Genomic DNA, 22,634 nt, shown 5'->3' with positions numbered 1-22,634 from the left:
GCCGCGGCTCCGGTCGCGGCACTCGCCCGCATCCGCGCGCGCCTTCGGACACCGACGCGGCCGCGGTCCCGGCCGCTCCCGGTTCCTCCAAGCCGTCACCCGTCCTCTCGTCCCCCCGCCCCGGCCCCGGCCGCGGCGCGATCGGCGTCGCCGCCGGCGCCGAGCAGCCCGGTGTGCAGCAGCGGTTCCCGTTCCTCCAGCCGGGGCAGTTCGCGGCGGGACAGCCGCAGGACCACCGGCGGCAGGGCGGCGCGCACGGGCTGGACGAGCCGCAGCCAGGCCGGTGCGTAGATCGCCGTCCGGCGGCGCTCCAGCCCGCGGACGACCCGTGCGGCGACGTCGTCGGCGCGGTACGTGCGGCGGGCCGGCGGCGGCATGTGACCGCGCAGTTCCCGCAGCACGGCATGCCGGTCGGCGTCGCGGATCATCTCCGTGTCCATCCAGTTGAGGTAGGCGATGCCCACGCCCACCCCGCGGTGGGCGACCTCGGCCCGCAGCGAGTGCGTGAAGGCCTCCACTCCGGCCTTGGAGGCGCAGTAGGCGCTCATCATGGGCGCGGCGCCCATCGAGGCCAGGGAGGCGATCTGCAGGTAGTAGCCGGCCGTGTCCACCAGGTCCGGCAGGAAGGCCCGGGCCGTCTGGGCGCTGCCGACGAGGTTCACCTCGATGACACGGCGCCACTCGGCGGGGTCCGAGGTCGCGAAGGGGCCGCCCTCGGCGACACCGGCGTTCGCGATCACGGCGGACGGGCGCCCGATACGGCGGCGCACCTCCTCGGCGGCCGCCCGCAGCCCCGGGGCGTCGGTGATGTCGACCTCGTGGACCAGGGAGGGCCCCGGCAGCCGGGCGGCGACCTCCGCCAGCAGGGCGGGCTCGTGGCCCAGCAGCGCCGGCGTCCCGCCGCGGCGGGCGACCTCGTGCGCGAGCGCGGCGCCCAGGCCGCGTGCCGCGCCGGTCACCACGACGACCCGGCCCCGCAGGGGGCTGCCGCCGGGCGTCATGTCTCCTCCGTTCCCGGCCGGGCGGTGTGGTTCGGGTGCCCGGCGGTACGGCGGGCCTCCTTCATCTCCGCCTCGTACAAGTGGTCCCGTCCCTGGGCGAGTTCGTCGACCGCGCTGCGTTCGAGCTCCCGGAACGGCTGGTAGTAGGTCCGGTCGTAGGCCTCGATGATCTGGAAGGTCCAGTGTCCGGGGATGACGTTGCGGCCCAGGATCTCCGTCTCGACCTTGTCGGCCCACTCCGGGTGCCCGGCCTCCCGCAGCAGGGCGACCGCACGGTCCAGTTCGAGGTCGGCGCCACCGGTGAGCTGGTGGAAGTCGTAGAGGCTGCCGCGGGCCCGTTCCGTCGTCTCCAGGGCCTTCGAAAGGGATCCGAGGGCCTCGACCGTCTTGTCGTCGACGCCCTCCGGGCGCCGGTGCCGGCGGTCGGGGCCGTCCTGCTGTTCGCTCATGCCGCTCCCTGCTGTTCGCTGTTTCCGGCCGTCAGCGCCGGCGGCCGGTCCGGTCGCGCCGGGCGAGCAGCCGCTGGGCGCCGGCCAGGCCCCTGACGCGGTGGCCGCGGAGCACGGCCCGGGCCGCGTTCGCCCCGCACGCACCGTGCACACCACCGCCGGGGTGGGCGCCGGCGGAGGCCAGGTAGAGACCCGGCACGGGGGTCTCCGGCCGTCCGGTGCCGGGCAGCGGACGGAAGACGAGCTGCTGATGCATGGCGGTCGTGCCGCCGTTGATGGCGCCGCCGCAGAGGTTGGCGTCGAGTGACGCCAGTGCGGGCGGCGCCAGGACGCGCCGGGCGCGGATGCGGGACCGGAAGCCGGGCGCGAAGCGTTCGACCTGGCGCTCGACCCGGTCCGCCATGCGCTCCTGGTCGTCGGGGCCCCACTTCCCGGTGATGCCCTCGTCGCCGGCGTCTCCGCGGATGTCGTGCGGGATGTGCGTGTAGGCCCATGCCGCCTCGGTGCCCTCGGGGGACCGGGTGGCGTCGGCCGTGGTCATCTGGCCGAACAGGGAGAAGGGGCGGTCGGGAACCTGGCGCATGGCGATCTGCGCGGCGAAGCGGGTCAGTTCGTCCATGCCGTCGGCCAGGTGGACGGTCCCGGCGCCGGCGGCCCGCTCGTCCTGCCAGGGCACCGGGCCGTCGAGCGCCCAGTCGACCTTGAAGGTGGCGAAGTCCCACTGGAAGCGCCGCAGGTCGTCCAGCACCTGGGCGGGCAGGTGCTCGGGGCCGACCAGTTCCTCGTACAGGGCGGGCACGGCGACGTCGGCGAGCACGGCGCGCCGGGCGGCCACCGCCTGTCCGTCGGCCGTGCGGACGCCCACGGCCCGCCCGCCGCGCACCACGACCCGTTCGACGCGCCGCCCGCAGTGCAGCTCTCCCCCGCGGCTGCGGATCCGGCGTACGAGCGCGGCGGTGAGCTCTCCGGAGCCGCCCACCGGCACGGGGAAGCCGTAGGTCTGTCCCAGCATGGACATCAGCCAGCCGAAGCCTCCGCTGCCCGCGGACTCGGGGGCGAGGTCGGCGTGCAGCGCGTTGCCGGCCAGCAGCAGCCGGCCGCCCTCGCCGCGGAACTCCTCCTCGCCCATGCGGCGCACGGGCAGGATCAGGGAGCGCGCCACCCGCAGGCCGCCCGAGGCGCGCAGGTCGAGGGCCAGCTTCGCCATGGCTTTGACCGGCGGGAAGGGGGTGAACAGGGCGCCCAGGACATCGGGGCTCAGCTTCCCCCACAGCTCGACCAGCCGGTGCCAGGCGGCGCCGTCGCCCGCCGCGAAGGACTCGAGGGATGCCGCCGTGTCCTCGGTCCGCCGGTGCAGCACGGCGCACCTGCCGTCGGTGAGCGGATGGGCCAGCACGCTCGGCGCGTGGCTCCAGCGCAGTCCGTGCTCCTCCAGGCGCAGCGCGGAGAGCACGGGCGACGCGGCCGCCAGGGGGTAGAAGGAGCTGAACATGTCGCTGACGAACTCGGGGTCCACGCCCCAGTCGTGCCGTACGGCGCCGCCCGGCTCCGGCTGCTCCTCCAGCACGGTGACGCTCCAGCCGGCGTCCAGCAGCAGGTTGGCGGCCACCAGGCCGTTGGGGCCGGCCCCGATCACCACGGCATCAGGCATGGCCGGCTCCGCTCCCGCCCGTCGCGTACCGCCCGCCGGTCCGCGGGTGCCGTGCCCGCTCCTCGGCGGTGTCCTCGCCTTCGCAGGTCTTCGCCAGACGCGCGAGCATGGCCCGGTGGCGGAGCTGGATCAACGCCTCGAAGCCGAGGTTGTGCAGGGCCCCGCCGGCGCCCTGGAGCGGGTGCTCGTCGACGATGACCAGGCAGTTCTCGCCCCATTTGCGCAGCTCGATGCTGATGCGGGCGGTGCCGAGCGGGCCCGCGTTGGCCTCGAGTTCCAGGACGGATCCCTCCACGCACCGGCGTACGACCGTCTCGTTGCCGACCTCGAAGGGGCCCAGCCGGATCTGGTAGCTGATCGACGCCGACTCCTTCGGCCAGTCGCCGTCCTTGGGCTGGGACGCGGCGGTCCCCACCACCCACTGCGCGTACCGGTTGCCGTCGGCGAGGACCTCCCACACCCTCGCCGGGCTGGCCTTGATCAGACGATGCCGAACCGCCACGTGCGCCTCCTGGTGCATATGTCCGTCGTACTGTCCTGGCCGAGTGCCCTGGCCTGCCCCGCCGACACGTGTCCGCGTCCCGGGTGCGGGGGCGGCGTAATCGGCCGATGCTGGAGCCATGCCCGGCAAGCGTCCAGTGATGGTGCAGCTGCCGTCCCCGACCGGCGGGCGCCGGGTGAGGGTCGACGGTGAGATTCTCGGCCTCGCGCACAGCGTGCGCGACCTGGTCGAGTTCCTGCGCCGGGCGGGTCTGGAGATCGAGCCGGAGGAAGTGGCGGACTCGCCGCTGATCGACTGGCGCGGCATGGGGCCGGACCGGTGGGAGGCCGAGACCCGGACCTGAGCCCAGGGGCCGCGCGTCCCCGAGAGGGGTATCGGCGCATTCCGACCGATGCCCGGTGTGCCCCTGTGGGTACTGGTCGCGTCGATGCCCGCCGAGCGGGTATCCGCGTCGCACGACCACAGCAGGAGGGGCGCACATTGAGCGAATCATCATTGCGGGCGGTGGGCTGGGCACGCTCACTGCCGCTGGACTCGAGCGTCAAGACCGCTCGCGACTGGGCGCGCGAGCACCTTCGGTCACTGGGCTGGGCCGAGTCGGCGCCGGACACCGTGGACGACGTGCTGCTGACCATCTCAGAGCTGGTCACGAACGCCCACGTGCACGCGCACAGCGCGGCCGACCTGGTGCTGACCTGGGACAGCAGCTGTCTGCACGTGTCCGTCCACGACCGTTCCCGGCAGCTGCCGGTCCCCCGCCCGGCGGACACCGAGCGGCCGAGCGGGCGGGGCATGCTGCTCGTCGACGCGCTGGCCGACACCTGGCAGGCCCGCCCCTGCCCGGACGGCAAGGTCGTGCACGCCTGTTTCCGGCCGCCGGACACCGGATGACACCGCGGCCGCTCCCCGGCCGCCGGCGGCCGGGGAGGCCCGTCAGCCGCCGGCGGCGGCCGGCCGGTACAGCACGGGCAGGTCGGCGGGACGCACCCGGAGCGTCACCGGCAGGGTGGCCTCCACCTCGCCGTCGGCCCCGTAGGGAACGGGCCGGGAGGCCTCGATGCGCAGTTCGCGGCCGCGCAGGATGCGTACCTCGGGGCGCCGCACGTGGATACCGGTCTTCAGTTCGTTCATCAGGGTGAAGAACAGCAGGCGCGGCGCCTCGCGGATCAGCACGACGTCGAGCAGTCCGTCGTCGACCCGCGCGCCGGGGGCGATGAGACGGCCGAAGCCGTAGTACGGCGAGTTGGCGGCCACGACGGTGTAGCCGCGGTGGTGGTGTTCCTCGCCGTCGACGGTGACGCGGTAGTCGGCCGGCCGCCAGGTGGTGACGGCCCGCAGGCCGCCGGCGTAGTACGAGGCGGCGCCGCGCAGCAGCCGGGTGCGGTTGGCGTGCCGGTTGGCGAGCGCGTCGACGCCGGCGTAGACGCTGCCGAGGACCACGGTGCGCTCGTGGACGGCCGATTCGACCTCGATGGTGTCGACGGCTGCGGGCTCGGCGTGCAGCAGGATGTCCGCGAGTTCGGCGGGGTCCCGGGGCAGGCCGAGGGCGCGCGCGAAGTCGTTGCCCCGCCCGGCGGGCACGAGGCCGAGGACGGTGCCGGTGCCGCTGAGCGCGCCGCCGATGCCGCCGGCCATGCCGTCGCCGCCGACCGCCAGGACCACCCGGCCGCGTGCTCCGGCCTGCCGGGCGACGTCCTGGGCGTGGGCGAGGCTGTGGCTGTACTCCGTCTCCAGTCCGGCTCCGGCCTCGCGGAGCAGGCGGGCCACCTGGAGCAGTGCGGCCGCCCCTGTCGAGTCACCCGCGGTCGGGTTGACGACGGCGGTGAACTGTCGCATCGGTGTGCCTCCGGGTGGTGACGGGGGGAGCGGAAGGGGCGGCGGGGTGGGCGGCACGGTTCAGTCGGTGGGCAGCAGGACACCGGGGTTGAGGATCCCCTCCGGGTCCAGCCGGTGCTTGACGGCGCGCAGGGCGTCGACGCCGAGGGCGCCCGTCTCCCTGACGTACCAGTCCCGGTGGTCGGTGCCCACCCCGTGGTGGTGGCTGATGGTGCCGCCGGCGGCCAGGACGGCGTCGTTGGCGGCGTGCTTGGCGGGTGCCCAGTGCGCGACCGGGTCCTTGCCCTGGGCGCTGACGACGGTGAAGTACAGCGAGGCGCCGTTCTCGTACACGTGGGAGATGTGGCACATCACCAGCGGCGGGGTGCCGGCCTGGGTGAGGGTGTCGGTGAGGGCCGTGCGCACGCCGGTGTAGAGGTCGGGGATGCGGGACCAGAAGGCGGCGGTCTCCAGGGTCTCGGCGAAGGCGCCCGCGTCGAGCAGGGCGTCGCGCAGGTAGGGCGCGGAGTAGCGGCCGTGGGCCCAGCGTTCGCCCGGTTCGGCACCGATCGGCGTGCCGCCGCAGGCCCGCAGGACGGCCGCCGCCCGCTCGCGGCGCCGGCCGGTGTCCTCGGCGGTGCCCTCGTAGCCGGTGATGGCCATGCATCCGGCGTCGCCCTGCTCGAGCCGGGAGCCGATGGCGTCCGGCTGGGCGAGGCCGATGAGCGTCTCGGTCTCGTCGGACAGGCGCAGCACGGTGGGCCGCGGTCCGTCCTGGGCGAGCCGGCGCAGGGCCGCGGAGCCCTCCTCGAAGGAGTCGAACCGCCAGCCCTCGTAGACGCGGGTCTGCGGCAGCGGGCGGATGCGTACGAGGACGGAGGTGATGACGCCGAAGGCGCCCTCCGAGCCGAGGACGAGCTGGCGCAGGTCGGGTCCGGCGGCGGAGCGCGGGGCGCGGCCGGTCTCGATGGTGCCCTCGGGGGTGGCGAGGGTCAGGCCGAGCACCATGTCGTCGAAGCGGCCGTAACCGGCGGAGGCCTGTCCGCTGGAGCGGGCGGCGGCGAAGCCCCCGATGGTGGCCCACTCGTAGGACTGCGGGAAGTGGCCGAGGGTGAATCCCTGTTCGGCGAGCAGTGCCTCGGCCTCGGGGGCGCGCAGGCCGGGCTGGAGCACGGCGGTGCGGGAGACCGGGTCGAGGTCGAGCAGGCCGTCCATGCGGCGCAGGTCCAGGGCGACGAAGGCGCTGCGTTCGGGGGCGAGCCCGCCCACGACCGAGGTGCCGCCGCCGAACGGGACGGCGGCCAGACGGTGTTCGGCGCAGGCCCGCAGCACGGCGAGGACCTCGTCGTGGGAGGCGGGCAGGACCACGGCCTGCGGTACGTCGGCGACGTCGCCGGCGCGCAGCCGGAGCAGGTCGGGCGTGGACTTGCCACGGGTGTGCCGGATACGGCTCTCGGGGTCCGTGCGGACGTGCTCCTCGCCGCCGGCGGCCCGGGCGAGGGCCTTGAGCGCGGCCGGGGCGGCCGTGGTTGCGGGCAGCCGGATGTCCTCGAGCGCGAGCGCCGGAGCGGTGCGCGGTGTGACGCCGAGCAGGTCGCGCAGCAGTTCGGTCACCGTGCCGGGCAGCGGTGCGGCCTTCGCCGGGTCGCCCCAGCCGTTCCACAGCATGTCCATCGAAGGGTCGTCCTCACAGATCGGTGTGCTCGGTTCGCGCGGCGGCGGCTCCGGCCGGCCCCCGGGGCGTTACACTGTGACACATGACGCCTATTCGTCACAACGGTTCGGACAGCGATCCCGTGCTCGACGCGGTGCGCGACTGCGTGCTGGCCGTCGGGGTGCGCCGCACGACCCTGGCCGACGTGGCCCGCCGCGCCGGCGTCTCACGGATGACGCTGTACCGGCGCTGGCCCGATCTGCGCACCCTGGTCGGCGATCTGATGACCCGGGAGTGGATCGGGGTGGCCACCCGCGCGATACCGGAGCCCGCGCCGGACACCGTCACCCGCGTCCGGATCGTGGACGGGCTGGTGGCGGGGGTGGAGGCGTTCCGCGCCCACCCGCTCTTCCGGAAGATCGTCGACGTCGATCCCGAACTGCTGCTCCCCTACGTCCTCGACCGGCGCGGCACCAGCCAGGAGGCGCTGCTGGCGCTGCTGGCCGAGGCGCTGCGCGAGGGCCACGCCGACGGCTCGGTGCGCACCGCCCACACCGAGCGGCAGGCGCGCGCCCTGCTGCTGGTGGTGCAGTCCTTCGCCCTGTCCCTGCGCACGATGACCGACGAGGACGACCCCGACCTCGACTCCGCCGCCCTGCTCGGTGAGCTGCGCGCCCTTCTGGAGAGGACCCTGACGCCATGAGCCACCCCGAGGCCGTACCCGGCTCCTCCCTCAGCACGGGCCGGCGCGCCCGCGAACTCGCCGAGGCGGCGGACGGCCGGGTCTGCGACGTCCTGGTCGTCGGACTCGGCGCCACCGGTGCCGGAGCGGCCCTTGACGCGGCCGCCCGCGGGCTGGACGTCGTCGCGGTCGACGCCCACGACCTGGCGTTCGGCACCTCGCGCTGGAGCTCGAAGCTGATCCACGGCGGGTTGCGCTATCTCGCCTCCGCGCAGTTCGACGTCGCGCACGAGAGCGCCGTCGAGCGCGGGGTGCTGATGACGCGCACCGCGCCGCACCTCGTGTCCGCCCAGCCGTTCGTGCTGCCGCTGACCCCGCTGGTGTCGCGGGCCCAGGCCTCGCTGGCGTGGGCCGGGTTCCGGGCCGGTGACATGCTGCGGCTGGCCGCGCGGACGCCCCGGCAGGTGCTGCCCGCGCCGCGCCGCCTCTCGGCGACGGAGGCCCGGCATCTGGCGCCCGCCGTGCGCGCCGACGGGCTGCGCGGCGGGCTGCTGTCCTGGGACGGCCGGGTGACCGACGACGCCCGGCTGGTGACCGCCCTGGCCCGCACCGCGGCCGCGCAGGGCGCCCGGGTGCTGACCCGGGTGCGGGTGCTGGAGCTGACCGGGACCGGCGCCCGCGTGCGGGACGAGGTGACCGGCGAGGAGGGCGAGATCCGCGCCCGCGCGGTGGTCAACGCCACCGGTGTGTGGGCGGGCGAGCTGGTCGAGGGCATCCGGATCCGCCCGTCCCGCGGCACTCACCTGGTCCTGCGCTCGGAGCGGCTCGGCACGCTGCCGGCCGGGCTGCACATACCGATCCCCGGCGAGACCAACCGCTTCGTGCTGGTACTGCCGCAGGGCGACGGCCGGGTCTACGTCGGCCTCACCGACGAGCCGGTCGACGGCCCCCTGCCGGACGTGCCGGAGGTCCCCGAGACCGATATCGGCTTCCTGCTGGACGTGCTCGGGTCCGTCCTGGACGTCCCGGTGCGCCGGGACGAGGTCGTCGGGGCCTTCGCCGGGCTGCGCCCGCTGCTGGACACGGGCGGGGCCGGGGGCACGGGTGACGCACCGGCCCGGACCTCCGACATCTCCCGCCGGCACGCGGTCCTGACCTCCCCGGACGGGGTGACCACCGTCGTCGGCGGCAAGCTGACCACCTACCGGCGGATGGCGCAGGACGCGGTGGACGCCGCTCTGGAAGCCCGCGGGCTGCCCGCCAGGCCGTCCCCCACCATGGATCTCCCGCTGGTCGGCGCCGCCCCGCCCGGACTGCTGCGGGCCCTGCCGGCGCCGCGCCGGCTGGTCCGCCGGCACGGCATCGAGGCGCCGGCCGTCCAGGCCCTGGCGACCAGCGATCCGGCACTGGCCGAACCGGTCCTGCCGGGCCACCCCGTCACCCGGGCCGAGCTGGTCTGGGCCGCCCTGCACGAGGGCGCCCTGGAGCCGTCGGACCTCCTGGACCGCCGCACCAGGATCGGCCTGGTCCCCGAGGACCGCGCAGAGGCGCTCACCCCCGCCCGGGACGCCCTGCAACGGGCGACCGCGACACACCGCTGACCCCGGCACCGGCCGGGACGGCCCCGGGTGCCGCCGAGGCCGACACGGGCCCGGGACGGGCGGGCGGCGGACCGCCCCCGGGAGCGGCCTGGGCCCCTCGGGCGGCGCATCCGTGACGGGAGTCCCGGCACCGTCGCCGGCACCTCGCGACGGGCTCGGTTCGGTCAGGTGAGTGACCCCGTGTTCACCAGGTCGCCGGTGCACGGTCGGGGCACCGTGCCGCTCGCCGGGGGCTCCTCGTGGTGTTCCACCCAGTCCGTCAGGGCGGTGAAGGCGGCCCGGTAGCAGGGCAGGATCGGGCGGAGCCGGTCCGGGTAGGTGTCGTAGAGGCTGTCGACGTGGGTGCCGCCCTCGATCCGGTAGTAGCGGTGCAGCCGGGAGCGGCCCTGCTCGGCGATCATCCGGGCGTACAGGTCGGACTGGACCCGGATGGGGATCAGCGCGTCCAGGGTGCCGTGCACGGTGATCATGGGCTTGCCGATCCGGCCGGTGAGCGCGACCCGGGCGACCGCGTCATGGACGGCGCGGGGCCGGGACGCGTAGTCGTACGCGGCGTCGGACGGGCAGGGGGCGAAGATCTCCTCGACCGTCGAACCGGCGGAGGCGCCGGGGCAGTCGGGGTCGTAGCCGGGGTCGAACTCGGCGCGGTAGGTCTTCTGGGTCAGTCCCCAGTAGGCCTTCTCGTGGTACGGCCACAGGAACTCCGAGCCGCGGGCGAACCCGGCCGCGTACATGTCCTCGTCGCCGGCCCGGCCGAGCTGGCGGGCGACGGCGGTGGGCAGGAACGTGAAGAGGTTCGGGCCCTCCGGGCGCCACAGCGGCCCCTCCCAGTCCACCCCGCCGTCGTACAGCTCGGGGTGGTTCTCCAGCTGCCACCGGGTGAGGTAGCCGCTGTTGGAGATCCCGGTCATGTAGGTGCGGCGCGGGGCGTGTCCGTAGTGCTGGGCTACGACCGCCTTGGCCGCGCGGGTCAGCTGGGTGGTGCGCCGGTTCCACTCCACGACGGCGTCGCCGGGCCGCTTGCCGTCGGTGTAGAAGTCGGGCCCGCTGTTGCCCTTGTCGGTGGCGGCGAACGCGTACCCCTGGGCCAGCACCCAGTCGGAGACGAGGGTGTCCATCGCGTACTGCTTGCGGACGCCGGGGGCGCCGGTGACCACCAGCCTGCCGTTCCAGTCCTCGGGCAGCCGGATCACGAACTGGGCGTCGTGGTTCCAGCCGTGCAGCGTGTTCAGCCGCGAGGAGCCGGGGAAGTAGCCGTCGATCTGCAGACCCGGCACGCCGGTGGGGTTACGGGTGCCCTTGGCGGCGAGTCCCGCCCAGTCGGCGGTGTCGGTGTAGGCGGTGCCGGCGAGGGCGCTGGTCGTCAGGTCGTCGTGGCGGGAGACCTGCTGGAACTCGGCGCCCGGCACCGTGAGCGGGCGCCGGCCGCGGCCCCGGCCGGGCGAGCCGTCGTCGGCCCGGGCCGCGGCCGCGGGGGTGACGGACGCCGCCGCGAGCAGGGCGGCGGACAGGAGGGTGCTTCGGCGGCTGGGGTGCATGGTGCGGCCTTCCGGGTCCGGTGGTGCGGGTACGGAGGGAGCTGGAGCGTGTCGTGCACATGTTTGGCCGCCCGCGCCAGCCCGGCCATGGTCGGTCGCCACACTTCGCAAGCGTCGGTGATGGCATGAGCGCACATGCCGGCGGAGGGCCCTGGCGCCACCCGCCGCCGCAGGGGTCCCGGCGCTCCCGGCGTGCGGGCCGTCGGCGGCTGCGGCACGCTACAGACAGGTTCGGCGAAGGGACGCAGCGTGGCCGACGGCGGCAGACCGCCCCGGCCGTCCGGGCGAGGCAGCGCGGACGGCGCCGGGCGAGCACACGAGCCGGTCCCGCGACCGGGCGGGCACTCCCGGACGCCACGGCCCGCCCGCGTGGTCGTACGGCGGGCGCCGCGTCCGCCCCGCGACGGCCCCTCCCCCGGATACTCCGGCGTGGAGCACGGAACCTGCTGACGCGCGGCCGCCCGCCGGCGGACCGGCAGTTCGGACTCGGGGACAGTCAGGAGTGATGCGACATGAGCTTCGACACCGAGCCCGCGGCGCCTGCCCCGCAGGTGCGGCACTGGCCCGTCGACGACCTGCCCGCCCTGGAGCCCGACCCGTTCCTGGACGAGGTGCTCCGCGACGAACCGGTCACCCGGATCACCCTGCCGTACGGGTCCGGGGACGCCTGGCTGGTCACCCGCTACGAGGACGTCCGCCTAGTGACGTCCGACCCGCGCTTCTCCCGGGCGGAGCTCGTCGGGCGCGCGGTGACCAGCATGGCGCCGCAGGCCGTGGCGTCGCAGACGGCGGGACTGCAGTACATCGACCCGCCGCGGCACACCCGGCTGCGCCGGGTCGTGGCCCGGGCGTTCACCGCGAGAGGCATGGACCGGCTGCGCCCGCTGGCGGAGCGGACCGCGGAACGGATGCTCGACGGCATGGAGCAGGCCGGCCCGCCGGCGGACCTGATGGAACACCTGCACACGCCGTTCCCGATCGCCGTCGTGTGCTTCTTCCTCGGCGCGGACGAGGACGACTGGCGCGACTGGGCCGGGAACAACGAGGCGCTGCTGTCCAAGGACCCGGACGGCGGCGACCGCAACCGCGCGGCGCGCGAGGCGACCCGGGGCCGGGTGGTCGATCTGCTCGCGCGCCGCCGCGAGGAACCCCGGGAGGACCTCGCCAGTGTGCTGGCCCAGGCCGCGGCGGCCGGCGAGATCAGCGACGACGAGGCGGTCTCGCTCGCCATGGCCGTGTACGTCAGCGGCGGTCACGCGGTCCGCAACAACAGCGGCTCCATGATGTACGCGCTGCTCACCCATCCGGCCCATCGCGACCGGCTGCGGCGCGATCCGGCGCTGGTGCCGAAGGCGGTGGAGGAGCTGTACCGGTTCGTGCCGCACCGCAACGGCGTCGGGATCCCCCGGGTCGCCACCGAGGACGTCGAGGTCGGCGGCCGGCTCATCCGCAAGGGCGACGTCGTCTACAACGCCTATGTGGCCGCCAACCGCGACCCCTCGGTCTTCCCCGACCCGGACACGCTCGACTTCTCCCGGGACGGCGCCGGGCATCTCGCCTTCGGGCACGGCCCGCACTTCTGCCTGGCGGCCCTGATGGCCCGGATGGAGGCCGAGGTCATGATCAGGGCCGTGCTCGGCCGCTTCCCGCGGATCCGGCTCGCCGTGGCGGCCGAGGACGTGGAGTTCCAGCGCGAGGGGCTGATCCGCGGGCCGCGCGTGCTGCCGGTGACCTGGTAGCGCGGGTCCGGTCAGGGCAGGATCGCGTCGACGTACCCGCCGTCGACGCGCAGCGCTCCCCCGGTGGTGGCCGAGGCCTGCTCGGAGCTGAGGTAGACGACCATGTTGGCGATCTCCTCCGGTTCGATCAGGCGTTGCAGCAGCGACTGCGGGCGGTGCTCGCGCATGAAGGCCCGCTGGGCCTCGTCCCAGGGCAGGGACCGGTCCACGAGTTCGTACACGAAGTCCTCGACACCGCCGGTGTGGGTGGGCCCGGCGATGACGGAGTTCACCGTCACGCCGGTGCCCGCCGCCTTCTTGGCGAATCCCCGGCTCACCGCGAGCAGCGCGGTCTTGGACATCCCGTAGTGGATCATCTCGGCGGGGATGACGACGGCGGAGTCGCTGGCCACGTACTGGATGCGCCCCCAGCCGCGCTCGGTCATGCCGGGCAGGTACGTCCGGGTCAGCCGTACGGCGGCCAGGACGTTGACCTCGAAGTACCGCCGCCACTCGGCGTCGGTGATCTCCAGCGGGTCGGCGGAGCCGAAGACGCCGAGGTTGTTGACGAGGATGTCCACCCGCGGCAGCAGCGCGGCCACCCGTTCGGCGCCCTCCTCGCTCGCCACGTCCGCGGCCACCGGCACCCATTCGGCGCCTGGGACCTCCCCGGCGAGCGTGCCGACCGCGGCCGACACGCTCTCCTCGCTGCGTCCGTTCACCGCCACCCGGGCGCCGGCCCGCGCGAGACCGGCGGCGATGGCGGCGCCGATGCCCTGCGTCGAACCGGTGACGAGGGCGGTGCGTCCAGTCAGATCGATGTGCATGCGACGACGGGTTCCCCGCGCGCGGGCCGCACTACCGGGTTCGGGCCCGGATCGTTCACGTCTCGTCCAGCCGGCGTACGTCCTCCTCGTCCCACGCGCGTGTGTCGCGCGGTTCGACGTAGGGCTCCGCCTCCGGCGGGTTCCCGCCGGCGATCGCCCGCTGCCGTGCGGTCTCCGCGTCGAACTCCAGGCCCAGCAGGATCGCCAGATTGCTGATCCACAGCCAGATCAGGAAGACGATGACGCCGGCCATGGTCCCGTAGGTCTTGTTGTACGACGCGAACCCGGCGACGTACAGCGCGAACCCGGCCGAGGCGATCAGCCACAGGAGCAGGGCGAGGAAGCTGCCGGGGGTGATCCACCTGAACCCCCTGACCTTGGCGTTCGGCGTCGCCCAGAACAGGATCGCGATCATCACGGTGACCAGGACGACCAGCACCGGCCACTTGGCGATGGCCCAGGCCGTCAGGGCGGCGTCCCCCATGCCGAGAGCCTCCCCGGCGCGCCGGGCGATACCGCCGGTGAACACCACGATGAGGGCGCTGACCACGGCGAGCACCATCAGGACCACCGTCACGCCGAGGCGGACCGGGAGGATCTTCCAGATCGGCCGGCCCTCGGGGACGTCGTAGACGGCGTTGGCCGTGCGGATGAAGGCGGCGACGTAGCCGGAGGCCGACCAGACGGCCAGCACCACGCCGACGATGGCGAGCACGGAGCCGGTGCCCGCGCTGCCCTGCAGCTGCTCCACCGCGCGCGTGAGGATGTCGCGGGCGGGGCCGGGGGCGAGGTGCTTGAGGTTGGTCAGCACCTTGTCCGTGGCGGACTTGCCCGTGATGCCCAGCAGGGAGATCAGCACCAGCAGCGCCGGGAAGAGGGACAGCACGCCGTAGTAGGTCAGCGCCGCGGCCCGGTCGGTCAGCTCGTCGTCCTTGAACTCGCGCAGCGAGCCCTTGAGGACCTGGCCCCACGCGGCCTTCGGCAGCTTGGTCGGCGCGTCCGGCGCGCGCCGTTCCACCTCCGGGCCGGGCCCGGCCTCCTCCGGTGACGGCGGCTCGGACGCCTTGGCCTCGTCGTCGTGATGGTCCTTGTGCCCTGGAAGATGCAGTCGTGCCATGTCCCCCGGGTACCCCCGGTGGCGCGGATACGCAGCCGGGTGCGGGACACGGGCGGCGCCGGGCCAGGGTGGTCCGCTTGCTCGGGTCGGCGCACAGGTGCGCGGCACAGCGCCGCGCGTCGCGGTGCGGCGCGGGGACGAAGCGCTCCGGCGGGCGTGCCGACCAGGTCCCGGGCGGCGACGTCCGCGTCCGGGTGTGCCTCGTCCCGCTCGGTGCGTACTGCGGGCGGCTCGCGACCCGACCGGCGGGGCACGGAGGCCTACAGACCGGCCATGCTGTTCTCGGCGCCCCGGCCGGCGACCGGCTCACCGGTTGGCGTCAGGGCGGGGCCGGGGACCGGCGCGGCGGTCAGCCGGGGCAGCAGGCAGGTCCAGAACTCCACCATGCGGTCCTCCGACTCCGGGTCGCGGTGCGGTCCGCCGAGCCGCTCGAAGCCGACCGTGGCCGCCACCACGACGGTGGCCACGCCCTCGGGCGAGACGCCGTCCCGCAACTCCCCCGCCTCGTGGGCCCGCCGGGCCGTGTCGCGCACCCAGTCGTGCCAGGTGTCCAGCGCCGCCGTCCCGTCGCGGCGCGCGGGGTCGGCGCTCAGCACGAAGCCGGCGCGCACCACCGGGTCGGCGGCCAGGGCCACCACCAGCCGGCGGATCGCGCCGACCAGCGTCCCGGCCGCCCCAGTCTCCGTGGACCCCGCGCACTCGGCGAGCTCCCGCACCGAGTAGGCGGCGGCGCCCTCGATCTCGCGGGCGAGGGCGTCCTTGCTGGGGAAGTGGAAGTGCAGCGCACCGGCGCTGACTCCGGCCCGTCCGCTGATCGCGGGCAGGGAGGCGCGGGCGTAGCCGTCGTGGGCGAAGGCCTCCGCCGCCGCGCGGATCAGGGCCTGCCGGGTGCGAGCCGCGCGTACCTGCTTGACCATGACGCCCTCCTCCTGGGCCGGAGCGGAGGCAGGCCACTCCTCGACCCCGTAAACCGCATGTTCAGTATGTTTATGCGGGACGGGCTCGGCAAGGCCTGACGTCACGCCGGGTGCGAAAACCCGTAAGGGCTCTCAAATACCCTTGCACATGCGGGGAGTTCGCCGTGCGCCCCAGCCGGAAACCGCGCGTCGGGTCGGCGGCGGGGCCCGGGCGGGGTCCGCCGCCCGCGAGGGACGGCGGACTTCCGGCCGGCGGCCGCCCGCGCGCTCAGGAGTCCTGTGGGCGCAAGCGGACGGGCAGCGAGCGGTAGCCGTTGAGCATGAAGGTCGGCAGCGGCGCCAACTCCGACGGTGAGCAGGCGAGTTCCACGTCCGGGAACATCTCGAAAAGCCGGGAGAGCGCGGAGGCCGCCTCGATCTCCCCGAGCGGTGCGCCGAGGCAGCGGTGCGGCCCGTGGCCGAAGCCGAGGATGTCGCGGTCGCGCTCGCGCAGCAGGTCGAAGCGGTCCGCGTCGGGTCCGTGCCGCTCGGTCTCGTGGCCGCCGGCCGCGAAGTTGACGAGGATGCAGTCGCCCTTGCGGATCAGTACCCCGTCCAGGTCGATGTCCTCGACGGCGAACCGCATCGGCGCGTAGGCGCCGGGCGTGTGCACGCGCATGGTCTCGGCGACCACGTCCGCCCAGCCGGCCCGGCCCTCGCGGACGTGCGCGAGCTGTTCGGGGTGGGTGAGCAGGGCGCCGGCCGCGTTGGTGATGAGGGTTGCGGTGGTGTCCTGGCCGGCGGCGATGAACATGAAGAGGGAGCCCAGCAGTTCGTCCTCGGTGAGCCGGTCGCCGTGGTCGCGGGCCGCGATCAGCGAGCTGGTGAGATCGTCGCCCGGCCGTTCCCGCTTGTCCTTGACCAGTGCGGCCAGCCTCCCGAAGGCCTCGAGCCGGGCGGCCTCCATCTCCGCACCGGAAACCGTGGAGCTGAACACGGTGCTCAGCGCGGCGGACAGCGCGTCCGTCTCGGCGCCCCGCGGCACGCCGAACAGTTCGCAGACGACCCGCAGCGGCAGCACCTCCGCGTAGGCGGTCCGCAGGTCGACCGGGGCGCCGGGCGGCAGCACGGCGAGTTCGCCGAGCAGTTCGGCCGACAGTTCCCGGACGCGGGGCCGCAGCGTCTCGGAGCGCCGCGCCGTGAAGGCGCCGGCCACCAGGCGGCGCAGCCGGGTGTGGTGCTCCCCGTAGGCGAACAGCATGTTCTCGTTGGCCACCCACGGGTAGAGCGGCCACTCCTCGGTGATCTCCCCCGTCATGAACGGCGGCCAGTGCAGCCGTGCGCTGCGCGAGACGCGCGGGTCGGTCAGCAGCCGCTCCACGTGGCTCTGTCCCACGACCGCCCAGGCGAGGACCCCGCCGGGCAACTCGACCTGTACCGCGGGGCCCTGGGCGCGCAGGGTCGCGGCCTCGCCCATGTGGTCCCGGCCCATGAGGTCCAAGGCGTAGGGGCAGGCGTTCTGTTCCATCGGTGTGCTCCCTGGGTCGGTCCTGCATCACGTTGGGGCGTGGCGACGTGCCCATGGCAGCGATGTCCGCTCCCCCGCTCCGGGAGCGGCCCGGCGGCGGCCGTGCTCCGCGGAGGGCCTCCGCTCAGCCGGCGGCCGGGGCCTCCTGCGGCTCCGCGCGCAGCTCCATGGCCTCCTCGTGGACGCGTCTGCCCCGGTCGAGCGACATGTCCAGGCGCACCAGGACCGCGGGGACGGCGATGCTGGTCATCAGGTGCCGGTAGAGGTCGACCACCCGCTCCATCAGGTCCGAGTGATCGTTCATGATCTTGGAGAGCACCTGGGCCCCGGTGAACGCGGCCACGAACGCCTTCGCCGCGGCCCGGACGTCGACCTGGGGCAGCAGCTCCCCGTTCGCCCTCGCCCGTTCCAGGAGCATGGCGTTGTAGTCGACCCAGGCGGCCATCGGCACCCGCCGGTCCAGCCCGTCGTGCGGTGAGCCCTGGTCCACGGTGAGGCGGATGCTGCCGCGCACCATGGGGTCCCCGGAGCCGAGCAGATGGGCGAGCAGGAAACCCGCGTCCAGCCCCTCCTGCAGGACCAGTTCCCGTGGCGGCGATTCCGGCACCGACTTCAACTGGTCGGTGAGCACCGCCTGGGCGAGCTGTTCCTTGGAGGCGAAGTGGAAGTAGAGCGCGCCCTTGGTGACGTTCGCCCGCTGGAGGATCTCCGAGATGGTCGCGGCCTCGTAGCCGACGTCGGCGAACACGTCGGCGGCCGCCACCAGGATGTTGCGCCTCGTCCTGATCGCTCGTTCCTGCAGGGCCACGGCACACCTTCCGCACTGGCTTCACGGACCGGTCGGCCACGAAAAGAAACCGACAGGTACGTATCGTGCCACCTCGGAAGATGCCCTTTCAACCATATGGATGCCTCCCCTTCACCGGGTGCGCGGGCTCCCCGGGCCGTCGCCGACGCCACGATAAAACCTGTCGCCCGGTATCTCAATGCCCCGCCGCGCCTGCCCGCACGGGAAGAACGTCCCACCGGCGAGGAGTTGGGGATTCCGCTCACGACCGCCTCCGCCGGAGTCCGCAAGGCCCCTCTGTTCGGCCACCGTTGGCAGAAACTTGGCTTGATTAGCAAACCGGGAGGTCCGTATCTTCTGACTCTGCGCAACCCACCCTGCCGGATCCGCGACCACGGGAGAGGGTCATGACCCTTCTGACGTCCCAGGTACACCTCCCTCCTCCGCCGGAGATCGAGGACCACGGCGAGCTGACCCGGCTCCTCTTCGACGGCGACGACCGGGACCGCGTCCACGGCATGTGGCGCGACCTCATCGCCAAGGACACCTTCCGCCACCGACCCGGACTCGGCGCCGCCGAGCGCGCCGAGCTCTCCTACGAATGGCTGCGCCTGGTGAACGACACCGCCGGGGACGCCGAACGACTCGCGGACGACCCCCGGTTGCTGGCGGCGCTGCACGAGTGGGCGGCGATCGTGGACGGCGGCGGCGGCCTGTGCACGGTGGCGAGCATCCACTACAACCTCTTCCTCGGCAGCCTGCTCGACCACGGGGGCGCCGGGCGACGGGACCTGTCCGACTTCACGGCCCTGCGGCGCACCGGAACGTTCCTGTGCACCGAGCTGGACCACGGCAACGACGCCTCGGCGCTGGAGACCACCGCCGAACTCGACCCGGAGACGGGCGGATTCGTGCTCCACACCCCGCACCCAGGCGCGCAGAAGTTCATGCCCAACACCAGCATGACCGGCGGCCCGAAGAGCGCCGTGGTCGCCGCCCGCCTCCTGGTCGAGGGCCGGGACGAGGGCGTCTTCCTGTTCCTGACCCCGCTGAGCGACGAGCGGGGGCTGCTGCCGGGGGTCGGGGTCCGCCGGCTGCCGCTGCGCACCGGCGCCCCGGTGGACCACTGCCTGACCTCGTTCGACCGGGTGGCGCTGCCGCGCGAGGCCCTGCTGGAGTCCGGGCACGGCCGGCTGGACGCCGAGGGCCGGCTGCACAGCGCGCTGGGGAACCGGCGCAAGCGGTTCCTGCACTCCATCGGCCGGGTCACCATGGGCAAGCTGTGCATGAGCGGCGCCGCCGTCGGCGCGACCCGGGCCGCGCTCGCGATAGCCGTACGCTACGGCGACCACCGGCTGGTCAGCGGGCCGCGGGCGGGTGAGCGCATTCCGGTCAACGCCCATCGCTCGCATCACGGGCGGCTGCTGAAGGGCATCGCCACGGCCTACGCCATGACCTTCCTGCACCGCGCGGCGCTCGCCCGCTGGGCCTGCGCGCGGAACGCGGTGGACGCCGGGGAACGGGCGGACGCCGAGCGGCTGATCGCCGTGGCGAAGAGCTGGATCACCTGGCAGGCGCGGGACATCACGGTCGAGTGCCGGGAACGCTGCGGCGCCCAGGCCCTGTTCGCCGCCAACGGCCTGTCGGAGTTCCCGCAGTACATCGAGGGCACCATCACCGCCGAGGGCGACAACCTGGTGATCTGGGTGAAGGCGGCCGCCGAGATGCTCTTCGAGCACCAGCCGCCCCGGCAGGACCCCGACCCCCCGGGCAGTGTCGAGCGGTTGTCGGACGCTCGGCACCTGCGCGGGCTGCTGGCCCGGGCCGAGGCGGTCTGGCAGGACCGGGCGCGGGCGGCCCTGCGTCAGGGACCCTCCGGTGATCCGGTCGAGCGGTGGAACGGCGCCTCCTCCGCCGCCCTGGAGATGGTCTCGGTGCACGCCCGGCTGCAGGCGGCCGACGCCTTCCTGGCCGCCGCGGCCCGGGCGCGGCGGCCGGAGGCGGGCGAACTGCTGGAGCGGCTCTGCCGGTTGTTCCTGCTACAGCAGCTCGGCGAGTTCACCGGCGACCTGCTGGCCGACGGCCACCTCTCCGCTGACCAGGTGCGGGCCCTGCCCCGGTTCGTCGACGACGTCCTGCGCGACCTCGCGCCGCGCATGACCGACCTGGTCGAGGGCTTCGACCTGCCCAGGGAGTACCTAGACGGCATTCCGATGGCCGCGGGCGGACCCCGCTCGCTCGCCGGCCACTGCACCGGCGACGCCTGCGACGGTTCCGGGGACTGACCGCCCTCACGGAATCTCCTGCTCGGCCCAGATGATCTTTCCGTCGGCCGTGTGGCGGGCTCCCCAGTGCTGGGCGAGCCTGGCCACCAGGAGCAGCCCGCGCCCGCCCTCGTCCGTGCTGCGGGCGTGCCGCGGCCGGGGAGCGGTGGGACTCGCGTCGCTGACCTCGCAGCTCAGCCGGGCGCCGCGCACCAGCCGCAGCCGGATCGGGGGCCGGGCGTAGCGGACCGCGTTGGTGACCAGTTCGCTGACGATGAGTTCGGTGGTCATGGCCAGTTCGCCCAGGCCCCACTCGGTCACCCGGCGGGTGGCCGCCGCGCGGGCGCGGCCCACGGCGGCCGGGTCGGCGGGCACGTCCCACGAGGCGACCCGGTCCGCGCCGAGGGCGTGGGTGCGCGCCAGCAGCAGGGCGACGTCGTCCGGCTGGGGCGTGGACACCAGCCGTCGCACGGCGGACGTGCACAGGGCGTCGAGGCCGGTCCCGGACCCGGCCAGCACCTGTGCGAGCCGGGACATGCCCGACTCCATGTCGTGGTCGGCGCCTTCGATGAGCCCGTTGGTGTAGAGGCCGAGCAGAGTGTTCTCCGGCAGGTCGAGCTCGGCGGCCTCGAAGGCCATGCCGCCCAGTCCGAGCGGTGGGCCGGCCGGGATGTCCGGGAAACGGGCGGGCGCTCCCGGCGCGACGACCACGGGCGGCGGGTGTCCGGCCCGGGCCACCGCGCACCGGCCGCCGACCGGGTCGTAGACGGCGTAGAGGCAGGTCGCGCCGATGAAGGTGGTCGTGCTGCGGCCGGCCTGGTCGCGGCCGGCCTCCTCGTCGCTCAGCCGCAGCACCAGATCGTCGAGGTGGGCCAGCAGCTCGTCCGGGGGCATCTCCATCGCGGCGAGGGTCTGCACGGCCGTGCGCAGCCGGCCCATGCTCGCCGCCGCGGGGAGGCCGTGCCCCACCACGTCGCCGATGACGAGGCCGACCCGCGCGCCGGACAGCGGGATCACGTCGAACCAGGCGCCGCCGACCCCGCCCGACGCGTCCGCCGGACGGTAGCAGGAGGCGACGTCCAGTGCCGTGCCGCCGGACGGGGCGTCCGGCAGCAGGCTGCGCTGCAGGGTGACCGCGGCGGTGTGCTCCCGGGTATAGCGGCGGGCGTTGTCCACGCACAGCGCCGCCCGCGCCACCAGTTCCCCGGCCAGCAGCACGTCGTCGGGTCCGAACGGCACCGGGTTGACCGAGCGGAAGAAGCCGGCGAGCCCGAGGACCGTGTTCCGGGCCCGCATCGGCACGTAGATGAGGCTGTGCAGGCCGAAGTCGCGCAGGCGGTCCGCCACGGCGGGCTGTTCGGCCCGCCAGCGGGGGTCGGCCGGGTCGAGGACGGGGACGAGGATCGGCTCGCCGCTGACCAGCGGGTTCACATCGCCGGGGGGCGGCTGGAAGCGCACCTCCTCGCCGGCCCCGGCCATCGCCTCGGGGCAGCCCTCCCGCACCGACCGCAGGCCCGCGCGGCGCATCGCGGGTCCGGCGCCGGCCGGCCGGGCGCCCTGGCCCTCCGCGCCGAGCGCCGGCTCCAGGAGGTCGACGACGACGAAGTCCGCGAACCGCGGGACCGAGAAGTCGGCCAGTTCCTGCGCCGTGCGCGGCACGTCCAGGGTCCTGCCGATGCTGGTGCCCGCCTCGCTCACCAGCGACAGCAGCTGGCGGGCGTTCCACCGCTCAGTGACGTCCTGGACCATGTAGCAGACGCCGTTGCGGGCGCCGTGGGCGTCGACCAGCGGGAAGAAGGACGTGGAGTAGGCGTGCCGGCGGCCGGGATCGGCCCAGCTCCATCCCAGGTACTCGTAGTCGGTCACCGGCTCGCCCGTGGCGAGCACCTTGCGCATCCGCCCCTCCAGGACGTCCGCCTGCAGACCGGGCAGCAGCTCGCTCAGCCGTCGCCCCAGCCGCTGCTCCCGGGGCACACCGCCGGATCGTTCCAGCGTGTCGTTCAGCCACACATAGCGCAGATCCAGATCCATCACGGCCATCCCCACCGGTGAGCGGGTCAGGAAGCCGTCGAGGACCGACTGGCCCATGGTCCACCGGGTCCGCTGCTCGTGCGCCGAGACCAGGAAGCACTCCTCGCCGAGGACCCGGAAGGGCGCCGAGACCCGGACGTCGAGATCGAGGTCGCGGCCGTCCCGGTGCCGCAGCGCGATGCGGCCGTTCCACCCCATTCCGGTGCGGCAGTGCCGCGCGACGGCCGCGGCCCGCGCCGGGTCCCCGGGGCCGGCGAGCAGGCGGGCGGCGGGGCGGCCGACCACGTCCGGCGCGCGATGGCCGAGCAGCGCTTCGGCGCCGCGGGTCCAGCCCGCCACGACGCCGTCGGCCGACAGCACCGCCGCCGCGTCGGTGGAGGCGTCGAGAAGGTCGCCCGGCGCCGCGGACATGGCCGCGTCGCGGCCGTTTCCGGCAGGTTCCATCGGTTCCATCTCCCGTCATCCCCATGGTGCTGCCGGCCGGCCCGAAGTGCACGGGCCCTCTGCGGTTGGGGCGGGCCCGGCGCCGGGGGCAGCATGGAGATACCGGTCCGCGCCGCTCGGAGCACGACC

19 protein-coding genes are annotated in these 22,634 nt (G+C 74.4%); 6 read left to right on the top strand and 13 right to left on the bottom strand.

What is annotated here, in order from left to right:
* Nucleotides 1–95 precede the first annotated feature (95 nt).
* Genes ACFYU0_RS04040 through ACFYU0_RS04025 form a run of 4 tightly spaced genes read right to left on the bottom strand, consistent with a single transcriptional unit; the run spans nt 96 to nt 3,603 of the window.
* Nucleotides 96–1,001, bottom strand: a complete 906-nt coding sequence (locus ACFYU0_RS04040; RefSeq protein WP_389297604.1) for an SDR family oxidoreductase — start codon at nt 999–1,001, stop codon at nt 96–98.
* Nucleotides 998–1,450 (bottom strand): hypothetical protein, encoded by a 453-nt coding sequence (locus tag ACFYU0_RS04035; RefSeq protein WP_351663135.1) that lies wholly within the window; start codon nt 1,448–1,450, stop codon nt 998–1,000. The genes ACFYU0_RS04040 and ACFYU0_RS04035 overlap by 4 nt, the downstream gene beginning before the upstream one ends.
* A gap of 31 nt (nt 1,451–1,481) precedes the next feature.
* Nucleotides 1,482–3,101, bottom strand: a complete 1,620-nt coding sequence (locus ACFYU0_RS04030; RefSeq protein WP_389297602.1) for a phytoene desaturase family protein — start codon at nt 3,099–3,101, stop codon at nt 1,482–1,484.
* On the bottom strand, nt 3,094–3,603 hold the full coding sequence (locus ACFYU0_RS04025; RefSeq protein WP_389297600.1) for an SRPBCC family protein: 510 nt from the start codon (nt 3,601–3,603) through the stop codon (nt 3,094–3,096). Before ACFYU0_RS04025 ends, ACFYU0_RS04030 begins: the two co-directional genes overlap by 8 nt.
* A 118-nt stretch (nt 3,604–3,721) precedes the next feature.
* Here ACFYU0_RS04025 and ACFYU0_RS04020 point away from each other — a divergent pair, with 118 nt between their 5' ends.
* Nucleotides 3,722–3,946, top strand: coding sequence for a hypothetical protein (locus ACFYU0_RS04020; protein ID WP_389297598.1), 225 nt, complete (start codon nt 3,722–3,724; stop codon nt 3,944–3,946).
* A 137-nt stretch (nt 3,947–4,083) separates the two neighbouring features.
* On the top strand, nt 4,084–4,494 hold the full coding sequence (locus tag ACFYU0_RS04015; RefSeq protein WP_351663126.1) for an ATP-binding protein: 411 nt from the start codon (nt 4,084–4,086) through the stop codon (nt 4,492–4,494).
* A gap of 42 nt (nt 4,495–4,536) precedes the next feature.
* Here ACFYU0_RS04015 and ACFYU0_RS04010 read toward each other — a convergent pair whose 3' ends face one another.
* Together ACFYU0_RS04010 and ACFYU0_RS04005 are read right to left on the bottom strand one after the other, a co-directional pair.
* On the bottom strand, nt 4,537–5,439 hold the full coding sequence (locus ACFYU0_RS04010; RefSeq protein WP_389297596.1) for a YegS/Rv2252/BmrU family lipid kinase: 903 nt from the start codon (nt 5,437–5,439) through the stop codon (nt 4,537–4,539).
* Between the two features lie 60 nt (nt 5,440–5,499).
* Nucleotides 5,500–7,092, bottom strand: coding sequence for an FAD-binding oxidoreductase (locus ACFYU0_RS04005; protein WP_389297594.1), 1,593 nt, complete (start codon nt 7,090–7,092; stop codon nt 5,500–5,502).
* Between the two features lie 83 nt (nt 7,093–7,175).
* On the opposite strand from ACFYU0_RS04005, the gene ACFYU0_RS04000 reads away from it, so the two are divergent.
* Together ACFYU0_RS04000 and ACFYU0_RS03995 are read left to right on the top strand one after the other, a co-directional pair.
* On the top strand, nt 7,176–7,775 hold the full coding sequence (locus ACFYU0_RS04000; protein WP_351663117.1) for a TetR/AcrR family transcriptional regulator: 600 nt from the start codon (nt 7,176–7,178) through the stop codon (nt 7,773–7,775).
* Nucleotides 7,772–9,355 carry a glycerol-3-phosphate dehydrogenase/oxidase gene (locus ACFYU0_RS03995; RefSeq protein WP_389297592.1) on the top strand — a complete coding sequence of 528 codons (1,584 nt, stop codon included), beginning with the start codon at nt 7,772–7,774 and terminating at the stop codon, nt 9,353–9,355. The genes ACFYU0_RS04000 and ACFYU0_RS03995 overlap by 4 nt, the downstream gene beginning before the upstream one ends.
* Nucleotides 9,356–9,519: 164 nt before the next feature.
* Here ACFYU0_RS03995 and ACFYU0_RS03990 read toward each other — a convergent pair whose 3' ends face one another.
* Nucleotides 9,520–10,893: a tannase/feruloyl esterase family alpha/beta hydrolase gene (locus ACFYU0_RS03990; protein WP_389297590.1), complete on the bottom strand. Its 1,374-nt coding sequence runs from the start codon at nt 10,891–10,893 to the stop codon at nt 9,520–9,522.
* Between the two features lie 512 nt (nt 10,894–11,405).
* Between ACFYU0_RS03990 and ACFYU0_RS03985 the strand changes: the two genes are divergently transcribed.
* Nucleotides 11,406–12,632, top strand: a complete 1,227-nt coding sequence (locus ACFYU0_RS03985; RefSeq protein WP_351663108.1) for a cytochrome P450 — start codon at nt 11,406–11,408, stop codon at nt 12,630–12,632.
* A gap of 11 nt (nt 12,633–12,643) precedes the next feature.
* On the opposite strand, the gene ACFYU0_RS03980 is transcribed toward ACFYU0_RS03985, so the two are convergent.
* From ACFYU0_RS03980 to ACFYU0_RS03960, 5 genes are all read right to left on the bottom strand, one after another.
* Entirely contained in the window at nt 12,644–13,438 is a 795-nt protein-coding gene (locus tag ACFYU0_RS03980; RefSeq protein WP_351663105.1) for an SDR family oxidoreductase, read from the bottom strand.
* A 55-nt stretch (nt 13,439–13,493) separates the two neighbouring features.
* Complete coding sequence (locus ACFYU0_RS03975) at nt 13,494–14,555, bottom strand: YihY/virulence factor BrkB family protein (protein ID WP_351663103.1); 1,062 nt, start codon at nt 14,553–14,555, stop codon at nt 13,494–13,496.
* Nucleotides 14,556–14,815: 260 nt separating this feature from the next.
* A complete protein-coding gene (locus ACFYU0_RS03970) occupies nt 14,816–15,472 on the bottom strand; it encodes a ScbR family autoregulator-binding transcription factor (protein WP_389297587.1) in 657 nt (218 codons plus the stop codon).
* Between the two features lie 268 nt (nt 15,473–15,740).
* A complete protein-coding gene (locus ACFYU0_RS03965; RefSeq protein ID WP_389297586.1) occupies nt 15,741–16,979 on the bottom strand; it encodes a cytochrome P450 in 1,239 nt (412 codons plus the stop codon).
* Nucleotides 16,980–17,103: 124 nt separating this feature from the next.
* Complete coding sequence (locus ACFYU0_RS03960; protein WP_389297584.1) at nt 17,104–17,787, bottom strand: ScbR family autoregulator-binding transcription factor; 684 nt, start codon at nt 17,785–17,787, stop codon at nt 17,104–17,106.
* Nucleotides 17,788–18,173: 386 nt separating this feature from the next.
* On the opposite strand from ACFYU0_RS03960, the gene ACFYU0_RS03955 reads away from it, so the two are divergent.
* On the top strand, nt 18,174–20,051 hold the full coding sequence (locus tag ACFYU0_RS03955) for an acyl-CoA dehydrogenase (RefSeq protein ID WP_389297583.1): 1,878 nt from the start codon (nt 18,174–18,176) through the stop codon (nt 20,049–20,051).
* 6 nt (nt 20,052–20,057) lie between these two features.
* On the opposite strand, the gene ACFYU0_RS03950 is transcribed toward ACFYU0_RS03955, so the two are convergent.
* Complete coding sequence (locus tag ACFYU0_RS03950) at nt 20,058–22,505, bottom strand: SpoIIE family protein phosphatase (protein WP_389297581.1); 2,448 nt, start codon at nt 22,503–22,505, stop codon at nt 20,058–20,060.
* Nucleotides 22,506–22,634 lie beyond the last annotated feature (129 nt).

Source organism: Streptomyces sp. NPDC003720, assembly GCF_042875075.1.
In the GTDB taxonomy this organism is placed as follows: domain Bacteria; phylum Actinomycetota; class Actinomycetes; order Streptomycetales; family Streptomycetaceae; genus Streptomyces.
This window is presented reverse-complemented; position numbering and strand designations above follow the sequence as displayed.

Coding starts and splice junctions, on each gene's coding strand:
- ACFYU0_RS04040 (WP_389297604.1), bottom strand. CDS start 1,001: ATGACGCCCGGCGGCAGCCCCCTGCGGGGCCGGGTCGTCGTGGTGACC.
- ACFYU0_RS04035 (WP_351663135.1), bottom strand. CDS start 1,450: ATGAGCGAACAGCAGGACGGCCCCGACCGCCGGCACCGGCGCCCGGAG.
- ACFYU0_RS04030 (WP_389297602.1), bottom strand. CDS start 3,101: ATGCCTGATGCCGTGGTGATCGGGGCCGGCCCCAACGGCCTGGTGGCC.
- ACFYU0_RS04020 (WP_389297598.1), top strand. CDS start 3,722: ATGCCCGGCAAGCGTCCAGTGATGGTGCAGCTGCCGTCCCCGACCGGC.
- ACFYU0_RS04010 (WP_389297596.1), bottom strand. CDS start 5,439: ATGCGACAGTTCACCGCCGTCGTCAACCCGACCGCGGGTGACTCGACA.
- ACFYU0_RS04005 (WP_389297594.1), bottom strand. CDS start 7,092: ATGGACATGCTGTGGAACGGCTGGGGCGACCCGGCGAAGGCCGCACCG.
- ACFYU0_RS04000 (WP_351663117.1), top strand. CDS start 7,176: ATGACGCCTATTCGTCACAACGGTTCGGACAGCGATCCCGTGCTCGAC.
- ACFYU0_RS03995 (WP_389297592.1), top strand. CDS start 7,772: ATGAGCCACCCCGAGGCCGTACCCGGCTCCTCCCTCAGCACGGGCCGG.
- ACFYU0_RS03990 (WP_389297590.1), bottom strand. CDS start 10,893: ATGCACCCCAGCCGCCGAAGCACCCTCCTGTCCGCCGCCCTGCTCGCG.
- ACFYU0_RS03985 (WP_351663108.1), top strand. CDS start 11,406: ATGAGCTTCGACACCGAGCCCGCGGCGCCTGCCCCGCAGGTGCGGCAC.
- ACFYU0_RS03980 (WP_351663105.1), bottom strand. CDS start 13,438: ATGCACATCGATCTGACTGGACGCACCGCCCTCGTCACCGGTTCGACG.
- ACFYU0_RS03975 (WP_351663103.1), bottom strand. CDS start 14,555: ATGGCACGACTGCATCTTCCAGGGCACAAGGACCATCACGACGACGAG.
- ACFYU0_RS03970 (WP_389297587.1), bottom strand. CDS start 15,472: ATGGTCAAGCAGGTACGCGCGGCTCGCACCCGGCAGGCCCTGATCCGC.
- ACFYU0_RS03965 (WP_389297586.1), bottom strand. CDS start 16,979: ATGGAACAGAACGCCTGCCCCTACGCCTTGGACCTCATGGGCCGGGAC.
- ACFYU0_RS03955 (WP_389297583.1), top strand. CDS start 18,174: ATGACCCTTCTGACGTCCCAGGTACACCTCCCTCCTCCGCCGGAGATC.
- ACFYU0_RS03950 (WP_389297581.1), bottom strand. CDS start 22,505: ATGGAACCTGCCGGAAACGGCCGCGACGCGGCCATGTCCGCGGCGCCG.